Genomic DNA, 12178 nt, shown 5'->3' on the forward strand with positions numbered 1-12178 from the left:
GCTCTCTCTGACGGCCCGCAATTTTTTGACGCTCACTCGGCGGATAGACTGGTGTTAGCAACAAGGGTGCCAGCTCCGCCCGGGGCCACTGATAAAAGCCCTTGTAGCAGCTGCCGAGGCTGCGTTCGGCCGCGAAGCGGTGGTATTCCATTTGTCGCAGGTAGCGCTGGCTCGACAGCTGCCACGGGGTTACGGGAATCATCGGCATTGCTCAGGTGGCGAACAGGTGCCCTTCCACGTCCATCCCGGCATCGCGCATTTGCGCCAGCTTGTAACGCAGGGTGCGCGGGCTGATGCCCAGGCGTTCGGCGGCTTCCTTGCGGCGACCGCGCTCGGCGCGCAGGGTGTCGATGATCATCTGGAATTCCCGGCGACGCAGGTCGTCACCCAGGGCGCCGGCCGATTCGCCGGGCGCGGTCTCGGCCTCCAGCGTGCGCACAGTCGCAGCCTTTGGCGCCAGGCTCGGCAGCGGCGCACAGGCCACCGGCCCCGACAGGCAGAAGTCCTGCGGCTCGATGACCCCACCCTGCTGCAGGATCAGCGCACGCTGGATCGCGTTGTCCAGCTCGCGCACGTTGCCCGGCCACGGATACCCCACCAGGCAGGCTTGGGCCTGGGGCGATAACCGCGCCGCCGCGTGGTGCATTTTATTGACGTGCTTGGCCAGCAGGCGCTCGGCCAGCGGCAGAATATCGGCAGTGCGTTCGCGCAGCGGACGCCAGGCCAGGGGAAACACCGACAGGCGATAGTACAGGTCTTCGCGAAACCGCCCCGCCGCCACTTCCGCGGCCAGGTCGCGGTTGGTGGTGGCCACCACCCGGATGTCCAGCACGATCGGCTTGCGCGCGCCGACCCGCTCGACTTCACGCTCCTGCAGCACCCGCAGCAGCTTGGCTTGCAGGCCCAGGGGCATTTCGGAAATCTCGTCGAGCAGGATGGTGCCGCCATCCGCTTGCTCGAACTTGCCCGCCTGGGCGGCAATTGCCCCGGTGAAGGCGCCCTTCTCATGACCGAACAGCGTGGCCTCGAGCATGTTGTCCGGGATCGCCGCGCAATTGATCGCAATGAACGGCTGGCTGGCACGCCGCGAGTGCTGATGGATGTAGCGCGCCAGCACTTCCTTGCCGGTGCCCGATTCGCCGGAAATCAGCACGGTCGAATCACTGCGCGCCACCCGCGCCGCCAGCTCCAGCAACTGGGCACTGGCCGGCTCGAACGCCACCGGCCCCTCACCTTCGCCGGCGTCCAGGCACCCCTGGGCGTGGCGTGCCACCAGATCCAGCAGGGCCTTGGGCTCGAATGGCTTGACCAGGTAGTCCGCCGCCCCCTGGCGCATCGCATCCACGGCGCGCTCCACCGCCCCGTGGGCCGTCATCAGCAACACCGGCAACTGGGGATGACGCACCCGCAACAGACTCAACAACTGATGACCGTCCATGCCGGGCATATTGACGTCGCTGACCACCAGGTTGAACGGCTCGCGCGCCGCCGCCTCCAGCGCCTCTTCGGCACTACCGACGGCACGGTAGTCGTGACCGGCCAGCAGCAACGTATCGGCCAGCGCTTCGCGCAGGGCACGGTCGTCTTCGACCAGCAGAACCTTGATTAGCATTGACCTCACTCCGTTTCCTGCACGCTGCCAAACAATGGCAGCTCGAGCACCGCGCACGTGCCACGGCCCGGCCGCGAGCGCAGTTGCAAGTGTCCCTGATGAGCCCGTGCCACCGCCTTGACCACGGTCAGGCCCAGGCCAGTCCCATTGGTCTTGGTGGTGAAAAAGGGTTCGCCCAGGCGCTCCAGCACTGCGGGATCGATCCCGGCACCGCTGTCACTGACACACAGGCGCAAGGTGTTCTGCCGGGCATACAGGTGCACCTTCAGGCGCACCGCGCCAGCACTGGCCTGGATCGCGTTTTCAATCAGGTTCAGCAGCGCGCCCACCAGGGTGTCGCGGTTGCACAGCAACTCACCGGCATGGGCATCGCACTGCCAGCGGATCGGCACGTCCTGGACATGGGTCTGCGCCGCCGCTTGCAACGATTGCAGCAACTGCCTGGGGCTGACCCGATCGGTCAGGGGCAACTCGCCACGGGCGAACACCAGCATGTCGCGCACCTGATGCTCAAGTTCGTGCAGGCGCTCCTTCAGGCGCCCGGCAAACCGCTGCTGGGTCGCCACCGGCAACGCCTGCTCAGTCAGGTGACTGGCGTAGAGCAGAGCTGCGGACAAGGGGGTGCGAATCTGATGGGCCAGGGACGCGACCATCCGCCCCAGGGACGACAAGCGTTCGTGGCGCGCCAGTTGATCCTGCAGGTGGCGGGTTTCGGTCAGATCGTTGAGCAGCACCAACTGCCCCGGCTCGGCGTCCAGCGAACGGGTGGCAATCGACAGGCGTCGACCATCTTTCAGGGAGATTTCATGACCGTCGTCTTCACGGGGCGCAAAGCAGCGACCAATGACCTGGCGCCACAGCTCACCTTGCAGGGGCAGCCCCAGCAACTCGCACGCCGCCGGGTTGGCTTCGCTGACGATGCCCTGGGCGTCGATGACGATGACGCCGCCTGGCAACAGGTCGAGCAGGTTCTGCAGGCGATTGGCCAAGCGTTCTTTTTCTGCCAGTTCTTGCAGGCGCTGGGCACTGACTACTTCCAGCTCACCCTTGAGTTCGGACACTCGGGCTTCGAGTCGGCTGTAGGAGTCAGTAAGTTGGCTCGACATCTGATTGAACAGGGCGAACGCCTGTTCCAGACCAGGCCGGTTTGCCGGCTCTACGCCGGGCGCATCGGGGGCTGGAGACATCTGGGCGGCGTGGGGCATCGTGCACTCTCGCTTGGCTGACCGTCAGTGAAACGGAACGTTGCGAGGGATGTAGCAATACCCGTGCCTAAAAAAAACCGCCCATTATTCAAGAACTTGAAAAACAGGCGTCAATCGTCCGCCTGTTCGTCCCCTTCCCGCCGACTCATGCCGTACTTGCGCATCTTCTCCACCAGGGTGGTGCGGCGGATGCGCAGGCGTTCGGCCGCACGGGCGACGATGCCATTGGCATCGTCCAGGGCCTGCTGGATCAAGCCCTGCTCCAGGCCACCGAGGTAGTCCTTGAGGTCCAGGCCTTCAGGTGGCAGCAAGGCATTGGCGTTGAAGTCCGGGGCATGGCCGTTGATGGCCACCCGCTCTTCAAGGTCACTGCGCAGGCTGTCGACCAACTGCTCGTCTTCGTCGTCGACGTAGCGGAATTTCTTCGGCAACTCGACCACGCCGATCACCCCGTACGGGTGCATGATCGCCATGCGCTCCACCAGGTTGGCCAGCTCGCGGACGTTGCCCGGCCAGCCGTGGCGACACAGCGACATGATCGCCGCCGAGTTGAAGCGGATCGAGCCGCGTTTTTCGTGCTCCATGCGCGAGATCAACTCGTTCATCAGCAACGGGATGTCTTCGACCCGCTCACGCAGGGGGGCCATTTCGATCGGGAAGACGTTCAAGCGGTAGTACAGGTCTTCGCGGAAGCTGCCGACCTCGATCATGCTTTCGAGGTTCTTGTGGGTCGCGGCAATGATCCGCACGTCGACGCTCTGGGTCTTGTTGCTGCCCACGCGTTCGAAGGTGCGCTCCTGCAATACCCGCAGCAGCTTGACCTGCATCGGCAGCGGCATGTCGCCGATCTCGTCGAGGAACAGGGTACCGCCGTTGGCCAGCTCAAAACGCCCGGCACGGCTGGTGATCGCCCCGGTAAAGGCGCCCTTCTCGTGGCCGAACAATTCGCTTTCCAGCAACTCGGCCGGGATCGCGCCACAGTTGACCGGCACGAACGGTGCGTCACGGCGCTTGGAGTGATAGTGCAGGTTGCGCGCGACCACTTCCTTGCCGGTGCCCGACTCGCCGAGGATCAGCACGCTGGCGTCGGTGTCGGCCACTTGCTGCATCATCTGACGCACGTGCTGGATCGCCCGGCTGGTGCCGACGAGGCTGCGAAACAGGTTGGGTTCACGATGGCGACCGCGTTCGCGGGCCTGGTCGTACATCTCGCGATAGACCTGGGCGCGGTGCAGCGAATCAAGCAACTTGCTGTAGCTGGGAGGCATTTCCAGGGTCGACAACACCCGACGACGCTGGTCGTCGGGCAAGTCCTGGGCACAATTATCGCCCATCAGCAAAACAGGAAGGAACTCATCCCAGGTTGCGAGTGTCTTTAACAGAGCCGACAACGAACCAGGTGCATTGACCGTCCCGATCAGGACACAGATGACTTCACGACTAGACGACAAAGAGCCGACAGCCTGCTGCCAGTCATAGCTTGCGCAGGGTAAGTTTTCTTCACCGAGAAAATTTAAAATCACCGCCAGGTCGCGGCGGCGGACGCTATCGTCATCAATCAGCAGAATTTTGGTTTCACGCCACATGCAATAGCAACTTCCCTAGTCAACTCAATGCCCGAAATAAGAAGGCAAGCTAGACGCCTGCAGGCACGTTAAGCCTTGTAGACGTCTGAAATCTGCAAACAGCCACTAGTTAAGTCAAAAAACCGTGCATAGTCAAATTTATGGCGCATATGCCCGGACAAGCTGATTAACCAAAGCGTTAACCGAACAGATGGTAAACCTTTGCCGCGCCCTTAGCTTGTCTGATCTGAGACATCTCGTTGACTATCGCCTGACGCTCGTCCATCGCCACATCCAGCAGCCGCTTGTAGACCACCAGCAGGCTCTGCAGGTTCTCGCGCAGCGCCTGCTCATCCACCGGCGCCTCGCTCAGTACGTCGTCAACGCAACTGCGACAGGCGACGTCGAGCTCACCGATGGCCTGCCAGTCGCGCTCAGCCAGCGCCTCGACCAGGGCCTCGCGGGTTTGCTCAATGCGTTGCAGGGCTTGGCTCATGACATCATCCTCAGGCCCACGGGCCTATTGCGCTATCTCTTGTGAGGCGATCCCGTCCCAGCCGCTTTTCAGGGTGATCAGCAGGCGGGCGACTTCGTCGATGACTTCCGGGTCATTACTAATGTTGGCCTGCAACAGCTGGGCACTCATGTAGTCGTAGAGACTGGCCAGTTGCTGGATTGATGCCGGGTCCTCGGCCTTCTCTTCATCCAGGCCCTGGCGCAGACCAGTAATGATGTCGATGGCCTTGGTGAGCATCAGGCACTTCTGCGGGATATCGCCACGCGCCAGCGCGCCCTTGGCCTGGGCCAGGCGATCGAGGCCACCCTCGTACAACATCTGGATCAGGCGATGGGGGCTGGCTTCGGAGATCTGCGCGTGGGAATTGACCTTCTGGTACGCACGCAGGGCTTTCATAGGGTTCATGTTGCTACCTCGGTACAGGCCACAGGCGAATAGGTTTTATCTAACCAGTTTCTCGACTGCCGCCAGGAAAACTTTAATCGCGCCCACCGTCACGGGGGCGCTTGCGCGCCACAGGCTATCAGTCCGACTTCGGATTGTTCAGCGAATTGAGGGTGGTCATGATGCTGGAGCTGCTGGCGTTGATCTGGGCGATCATGGTGTCCATGGCCGTGTACTTGGCACTCAGGGTTTTCTGCAAGCTCTCCATGCGCCGATCCAGGTCCGCCTGCTGGGTGGTGAGGTCGGTCAACTTGGTGTTGAGGTCGGTCACCCGGCTCGCCAGCGTCCCGGTACTGCCTACGTAGGACTCGGTGGCCTTGGTCATGCGCGCCACCAGGCCGGTATCGCCGGTAAACATCTTGGCGATATCCCCCGCACCCTTGACCACGGCCTTGTCCCAGGTCTTGTCATCCAGACTCAGCAAACCGGTTTTCTGGTCAGTGGTGATGCCCATCTGCGCCAGGCTGCTCATCGAGCCCGAGCCGGAACTGTTGACCAGTTCGTTACGCAGATTGTTGACCAGTTGCCGCATCGAGGCGTCGCCGGTCAGTGCGCCTGCGGTTGTGGTCGCCGAATCGCCAGTGGCAGTGACCTTGGTCTGGGTATTGATGCTGGTCATCAACGCGTTGTAGGCGGTGACAAAGGACTGCACCGAGGTCTTCAGGGTGTCGGTGTTGCTCGCCACATTGACGGTGACCGGCTTGTCCTTGTCCTTGGCCAGCAGCTCCAGGGTCACGCCGCTGATGGCGGACGTCACCTTGTTGCTGGTGGACTCCATCGCGATGCCGTCGATGCTGTACTTGGCATTCTGCGCGGGCTGCCCCTTGTCATAGCCCTGGACCAGGTCCGAGTCGCCGCTGAGGGTGATGTCGGTATCGATGCCGGTGGTATTCGAACCGATCACCAGACGCCCGCCATTCACGTCGGTCAAGACGTTGGCACTGATGCCCTGGGCCGAGAGCTGGGTGTTGATCGACTCACGCACCTGCTGCAGGGTCGCGCCGCCCGGCACCAATACGTCGTAGCTTTTGTCACCCTGGTTGATGGTCAGGGTCTGGGTTTCATCAGTGGCATTGGCCTTGCCCGTTGCTCCACCTTCGAACACCTTGCTGGTGACTTTCGAAGCGGTTGCCAGTTCGCTGACCACCACCACGTACTTGCCGCTGGAGGCGCCATCACCGAGGGTGACCTTGATGTTCTTGTCTTCGGACGAGGTAGCAGCGATACCGTTGAACGCGGCCACGTTGTTCAACTTGGAGATGGCCGACCGATAGGACTCCAGCGAGCTCTTCACCGTGCCGACCGCCGACAATTTGATGGTCGTGTCTTTTTGCTGATCGGTGATCTGGGCTTGCTTGGGCGCCTTCTCGGCCCCCACCAACGCCTTGACGATGGCCTGGGTGTCGTAGCCCGAACCCGGGCCGGAAATCGTTGAACTCGCCATTGCTATTCTCCTTGTCCTGTGGCTGCCGCTTTATTGGCACAGATACCCCTAAGCAGCAGTCAGAAACACATTTCGTGCCAGCTCACACCTGGGTCTGGAATAGCAGGCTGCCGGCATCGCTTAAATTCTGCGCCAGCTTCAGCGCGGTTTCCGATGGAATCTGTCGAATCACTTCACCACTGTCGGTGGCGATCACCTTGACCACTACCTGGCCGGTAGAGTCGTCGATGGAAAAATTCAGGTTACGTTGGGTTGCCTGTACAAACTCGCGGATATCCGTAACGGCCTTTTCCAGGGCCACGCGCTGTGGCTCCTCGCTGGCTGCCGGGGTAGCCGCTGGCGCAGGTGCGACCTGATGGGCAGGCACACTGCCGGCCTGGGCGAGGCCATTGGGATAAGACGTGTTCAGCTTGATGCTCATGTCCATGTCATCACCTCAAAACTGAAAAAACGGAAGGGCACATAGACGCGCCCTTCCGTTGATTAACCGCTAGCTGAGATTACTGAAGCAGCTTCAGTACAGCGGATGGCAGTTGGTTGGCCTGGGACAGGATCGCAGTGGAAGCCTGTTGCAGGGTTTGTTGCTTGGTCAGCTCAGCGGCTTCGGAAGCGAAGTCAGCGTCTTCTACACGGCCTTTAGCGGCGGTGGAGTTCTGCGAAATGCTTTGCAGGTTGGCTACGGTGCTGGCAAAACGGTTTTGTACCGCACCCAGCTGGGAGCGCTGGCTGTCGATCTGCTGAAGGGCGCCGTCCAGTGCCTGAATGGCCTGCTGCGAAGAGGCGGCACTCAGGATGTTCAGGTCCGAAACGCTGGTTTCCATGGTGGTGGCTTTCTTGGTGCCGTTGGTAGCAACAGTATTCAGACCCAGCGCAGCCAGACCAGTACCGGCGCTGCCGTCTTTGACAGTGATGTCTTTGTCGGCGAACAGGTTGAGGGTGCCGTCAGCGTTTTTGCTAGCCATTACGCCGGTGCTGGCGCTGTTGATCGAAGCAACGATCGCGTCAGAGGTGTCACCTTTCTTGAACTTGACTTCAACGCCGTTCAGATCAATCGAGGTGTCTGCGGTCAGTTTGGCTTGAGTGGTACCAGCAGAAAGACCCAGTTGCGAGAGCGAACCGCTGGAAGTGTTAGCCAGCTTGATATCTGCGCCGTCACCCGAGGTCAGCTTTACACGACCGTCAGTCAACTCAGCCTTAGCACCGTTAACAGTGCCGCCCGCAGCGGTTTCGAGGGCGGTCAGAACGGTCGCCAAGGTGTCAGCGGCAGCCCAACTCACAGCATTGCCATTGACAGTGATGCTACCGGCTGCGTCCATGGTGCTGGTGGTGGCGGTCGGTGCAGCTGAGGTAGTAGCAGCGGTCAGACCGAGCGTGGTCAAGCCGTTAGTGGCTGGCCCAGGATTGGCAGTGGCCGCAAGAGTAATGTCGCCCTTCGACGTCAGAGTCAGTTTACCAGTAGCATCGGCGCGAGCAGTAACACCGGTCTGACTTGTCACTTTGTTGATCTGAGTTACAGCATCATTCGCAGCAGCAGTACCGGCGGCACCACCAGCCAGCTTAACCGTAACGCCATTGATAACAAGCTCATCGGTAGCTGCAGTAGCGCCGGCAGCAGCAGCAGTCGATACAGTAGCTCTATCGCCAAGTACCGAACCGGTAGCAGTAGCTGCCAGGCCTTTCATCGCAGTACTGTCAACCGAAGCTTCGTTGTAGTTACCTTTCAGCGCAGTCGAGCTGATGTCGGTCATGCCGAACGAAATTGTTTCGTTGGCGTTGGCGCCGATCTGGAAGCCTACGTTGCTGAACGAACCGTCCAGCAGGTTACGACCACCGAAGGTGGTGGTGCTGGCGATACGGTTCAGTTCGCCGACTTTAGCGGTGAATTCTTGTTGCAGAGAAACGCGGTCAGCGTCGGATTTATCACCGTTCGCCGCTTGCAGGGCGAGTTCACGTAGACGCTGCAGGGTGTTGGTGGATTCCTGCATGGCGCCTTCAGCGGTCTGGGCGATCGAAACACCGTTGTTGGCGTTAGCGATGGCAACGTTCAGGCCTTTGACCTGGTTGTTCAGACGGTTGGCGATCTGCATGCCAGCAGCGTCGTCCTTGGCGCTGTTGATTTTCAGGCCCGAGGACAGACGGTTCATCGAGTTGCTCAAAGCGTCGGAAGCCTTGTTCAGGTTTTTCTGAACGCCCAGGGAGGTGATGTTGGTGTTTACAGATAAAGCCATGACGAATTCCTCGTTGGTTGGGTGCTGCGGCTTCCGGCCCTGGCAACCGCCGGGTGTGGCCTAGAGAACCTTCGTAATAGTTATCGTCGTCAATGCAGGTTGCTTGAGGGCTTTTTTCAAATTTTTTACTAGCAACGTGCCACCCCCCAATGTTTCAAGGCCTTAGGCCGCCTGGCGCGAGTCATAGCTGGGATTGAGCCGGGCCTCGACAGCGGCAAACCCCAGGCAATAAAAAACGCCCATGACCTCGCGGCCATGGGCGTTTTTTTAGCGGATTTTAGCGGGTCACGGGCGGTGGATGATCGCCGAGCCCCAGGACAGGCCGACGCCAAAACCACTGATTGCCACACGCTTCCAGGTGGAGTCGAGCATGTGTTTTTCCAGCAGCAGCGGGATGCTCGAAGACACGGTGTTGCCGGTCTCGACCATGTCCTTGATGAACTTCTCCGGCTCGCCTTCGAAACGCCGCGCCACGGCATCGACGATCGCCGCGCTGCCCTGGTGAATGCAGAAAGCGTCGATGTCTTCGGACTTGAGGCCCGAGTCATCCAGCAGTTCGTGCAAGTGCGCCGGAACCTTGAGCAAGGCGAAGTTGAACACCTGGCGACCGTTCATGTAGAACACGCCGTCGCTGACCTTCAGGTGCGGCGCGCCGGAACCGTCGGTGCCGAACTTGGCCTTGCCCAGTTGCCAGGCAGCGTCTTCGCCCATCCAGGTGGCGGTGGCCGCATCACCGAACAGCATGGTGGTGTTGCGGTCTTCCGGGTCGACGATCTTCGAATAAGGATCAGCGGTAATCAGCAAACCGTTCTTCAGGCCCGCCGCCTCCATGAACCCCTTGATGGCATACAGGCCGTAGACGTAGCCGGAGCAGCCCAGGGAGACGTCGAACGCGGCAACCCGGGTCGACAGGCCCAGTTTGTCCTGGACGATGGCCGAGGTATGGGGCAAACCTTCTTCGTCGCCGTTCTGCGTGACCACAATCAGCACGTCGATGGCTTGACGGTCCAGTTGCGGGTTGTTGGCGAACAACGCATTGGCAGCCTCCACGCACAGATCGGAGGTTTCCTGGCCGGCATCCATGCGCGGCAGAAAGGCCGAGCCAATCTTGCCTAAAATGAACTCTTCATCCTTGGCGAATTTCGCGCCCTGAGCGTAGTTATCAAGCCCGCTCACTGGCACGTAACTGGCGATGCTTTTAATGCCAATCATTGTGGCTTCCCAAAACAGAATAACTGGAGATCACCGCTCGCAGGATCGAGAGGCACTGATAACAAAGGGGGTTGGCCCACAAAACTGCGCCAGACACGGGTGCCAAAATCATGAAAATCAACCCAGCGAACAGCGGGCACCCATCCCACCCTTTTCACACGATACAGTGAAGATGCGCTTTATGACTCATAGGTCACTCTATTTTGTGTGCAGGGGCCAAAACAATCCGCCACGCAAACAGCCGCGCGCAGAGCGTCAGCCAGGCGAACGCCGGCAAACAGGCGGGGATTAGGCGGGAAAAGCACGGATTTGAAGCAGCACCGGCCCACTCCCGAGATCAGGGTGGGCCGGCATTCAGGCAGGGATCAAAGTTTGTTGAACAGGCTCAACTGGGAGATTTTCACAAAGGCCAGCTGGGAGGCTTCGAGCATGGCTTTCTGGAAGCTCAGCTCGATCGAGGCACTGGCCATGTCGGTGTTGCCAATAGCGGCCATGGTCGAGTCGTTGGCCAGGCCCATGCTGACGTTTTCGCTGGCCTGGATGTCGATCGCCTTCAGGCGCGCGCCGATGGAGCCGCGGGCGTTGTCGATCCCGGCACTGGCGTTCTGCAGGTTGCCAATGGCCGAGTTGATCGCATTCTTCTGCTTTTGCTGGGCAACCAGGTCACCATCGCTCGGCGTTGCCAGGGCCTGGCGCAACTGACTGATGGTATCCAGCGCGCTCTGGGTCTGATGGTTGTTGGCGCCGACCACGAACTGATCGCCGGACTTCACCGCACCACTGAGATCGAACTTGACCCCCACCGCCGTCAGCGAGTCGCCAGCAGCGCTCAGGCTGCCCTTGCCGATGGCCTTGCTGTTGGCACTCAGCGGCTGGGCATAGACCTCATACTCGGTGTCGCTGGTGAACTTGATCACCGCGCCATTGCCCGGGAAGCTGTCGCCGTAGGCCTTGGCATCGGTCACGGTGGCGCCGGTGACCTGGGCCGTCGACGGGTTGCCGGGGCTGCGGGAGGCATTGAAGCTGTCCGGCTTGGCTTCCAGGGTGAATACGTGACCCTTGACTGCCGCATCCAGGTCGGCCGCAGGCACGTCCGCCAGATTCAGGTTGATGTCGAACTTCACCCCGCGCAGGTTGACGCTGTGGGCGCCCTCCTTCGTCGAGTCGAATTGGCCATTGCCCGGCACTTCTGCGGTCACATCCTTGCCGGTTGCGTCCTTGAGGATGTACTGGGTGCTGCTGGTGAACTCCAGCGTGTACGGCTGGCCTTCGGCGAAGCTTTTGTTGAAGGTCTGGTTGGAGCTGATCAGGCCATCGGAGACCGCGACCTTGCCGTCGTTGACCGACGGTGGCTGCAGGACCGCCTGGGTGCGACCGGTATTCACCGAACCTTCCATGATGCTCTTGGCGGTGTTGCTGGCCGCCAGGCTCAGGGTGTCCGAGACCTGCAGGTTGAGCTGGGTATCGTCACCCTGATAGGTGTAGGTGCCGTCGTTGTTGCGCACATAAGGCGCGACGTCGGTCTTGGAACCGGAAAACATGTAGTTGCCCGACTCATCCTTGCTGTTGAGCAGGCTGAACACTTGTTCTTCGATGTTGCCCAGCTCGTCGGCGATCGACTTGCGGTCCGCATCGCTGATCACCCCGCCACCCGACTGCAAGGCCAACTCGCTGACCTTCTGCAAGGCGGTGTTGATGCTGTCGAGCACGCTTTCCTGATTGGTCAGCGACGACTTGATGCTGTTCATGTTGCCGGCGTACTGCAGCAGCATGTCTTTCTGCTGCTGCAATTGCAGCAAGCGGCCAGCCCCCACCGGATCATCCGCGGCGGTCTGGATCCGCACACCGGAGTCGATCTGCTCCTGGGTCTTGACCACCGAGGAGAAGTTGTTCTGGTACTTGGTCGTGCTGGTCTCAAAGAACTGAGCGGTAGAAATACGCATCGTCAAGG

General features: G+C 60.6%; 10 protein-coding genes. All 10 read right to left on the reverse strand.

Going from position 1 to position 12178, the window contains the following annotated elements:
• Positions 1-211 precede the first annotated feature (211 nt).
• The 10 genes from Q1W70_RS02945 to Q1W70_RS02990 all read right to left on the reverse strand — a co-directional run bounded on the left by Q1W70_RS02945 (position 212) and on the right by Q1W70_RS02990 (position 12170).
• Positions 212-1612, reverse strand: coding sequence for a sigma-54-dependent transcriptional regulator (locus tag Q1W70_RS02945; protein ID WP_166590496.1), 1401 nt, complete (start codon positions 1610-1612; stop codon positions 212-214).
• Positions 1613-1617: 5 nt separating this feature from the next.
• Positions 1618-2817 carry a sensor histidine kinase gene (locus Q1W70_RS02950; protein ID WP_371927846.1) on the reverse strand — a complete coding sequence of 400 codons (1200 nt, stop codon included), beginning with the start codon at positions 2815-2817 and terminating at the stop codon, positions 1618-1620.
• A 110-nt stretch (positions 2818-2927) separates the two neighbouring features.
• Positions 2928-4403, reverse strand: coding sequence for a sigma-54 dependent transcriptional regulator (locus Q1W70_RS02955; protein WP_166590497.1), 1476 nt, complete (start codon positions 4401-4403; stop codon positions 2928-2930).
• A 178-nt stretch (positions 4404-4581) separates the two neighbouring features.
• Positions 4582-4878: a flagellar protein FliT gene (gene fliT, locus Q1W70_RS02960; protein ID WP_166590498.1), complete on the reverse strand. Its 297-nt coding sequence runs from the start codon at positions 4876-4878 to the stop codon at positions 4582-4584.
• A gap of 24 nt (positions 4879-4902) precedes the next feature.
• The gene (gene fliS, locus Q1W70_RS02965; protein WP_302098619.1) at positions 4903-5304 is read right to left on the reverse strand and encodes a flagellar export chaperone FliS; all 402 of its coding nucleotides are present in this window, start codon (positions 5302-5304) and stop codon (positions 4903-4905) included.
• 118 nt (positions 5305-5422) lie between these two features.
• Positions 5423-6787, reverse strand: coding sequence for a flagellar filament capping protein FliD (fliD, locus tag Q1W70_RS02970; protein WP_302098620.1), 1365 nt, complete (start codon positions 6785-6787; stop codon positions 5423-5425).
• Positions 6788-6869: 82 nt separating this feature from the next.
• Entirely contained in the window at positions 6870-7214 is a 345-nt protein-coding gene (locus tag Q1W70_RS02975) for a flagellar protein FlaG (protein ID WP_302098621.1), read from the reverse strand.
• 73 nt (positions 7215-7287) lie between these two features.
• Entirely contained in the window at positions 7288-9015 is a 1728-nt protein-coding gene (locus tag Q1W70_RS02980; RefSeq protein ID WP_302098622.1) for a flagellin N-terminal helical domain-containing protein, read from the reverse strand.
• Positions 9016-9300: 285 nt separating this feature from the next.
• Entirely contained in the window at positions 9301-10227 is a 927-nt protein-coding gene (locus tag Q1W70_RS02985; protein WP_095169996.1) for a ketoacyl-ACP synthase III, read from the reverse strand.
• Between the two features lie 365 nt (positions 10228-10592).
• Positions 10593-12170 (reverse strand): flagellar hook-associated protein 3, encoded by a 1578-nt coding sequence (locus tag Q1W70_RS02990; RefSeq protein ID WP_265537316.1) that lies wholly within the window; start codon positions 12168-12170, stop codon positions 10593-10595.
• Positions 12171-12178: the final 8 nt, after the last annotated feature.

It is taken from the genome of Pseudomonas kielensis, assembly GCF_030505375.1.
GTDB lineage: Bacteria > Pseudomonadota > Gammaproteobacteria > Pseudomonadales > Pseudomonadaceae > Aquipseudomonas > Aquipseudomonas kielensis.

Coding starts and splice junctions, on each gene's coding strand:
- Q1W70_RS02990 (WP_265537316.1), bottom strand. CDS start 12,170: ATGCGTATTTCTACCGCTCAGTTCTTTGAGACCAGCACGACCAAGTAC.
- Q1W70_RS02945 (WP_166590496.1), bottom strand. CDS start 1,612: ATGCTAATCAAGGTTCTGCTGGTCGAAGACGACCGTGCCCTGCGCGAA.
- fliT (WP_166590498.1), bottom strand. CDS start 4,878: ATGAGCCAAGCCCTGCAACGCATTGAGCAAACCCGCGAGGCCCTGGTC.
- Q1W70_RS02975 (WP_302098621.1), bottom strand. CDS start 7,214: ATGGACATGAGCATCAAGCTGAACACGTCTTATCCCAATGGCCTCGCC.
- Q1W70_RS02985 (WP_095169996.1), bottom strand. CDS start 10,227: ATGATTGGCATTAAAAGCATCGCCAGTTACGTGCCAGTGAGCGGGCTT.
- Q1W70_RS02980 (WP_302098622.1), bottom strand. CDS start 9,015: ATGGCTTTATCTGTAAACACCAACATCACCTCCCTGGGCGTTCAGAAA.
- Q1W70_RS02955 (WP_166590497.1), bottom strand. CDS start 4,403: ATGTGGCGTGAAACCAAAATTCTGCTGATTGATGACGATAGCGTCCGC.
- fliS (WP_302098619.1), bottom strand. CDS start 5,304: ATGAACCCTATGAAAGCCCTGCGTGCGTACCAGAAGGTCAATTCCCAC.
- fliD (WP_302098620.1), bottom strand. CDS start 6,787: ATGGCGAGTTCAACGATTTCCGGCCCGGGTTCGGGCTACGACACCCAG.
- Q1W70_RS02950 (WP_371927846.1), bottom strand. CDS start 2,817: ATGCCCCACGCCGCCCAGATGTCTCCAGCCCCCGATGCGCCCGGCGTA.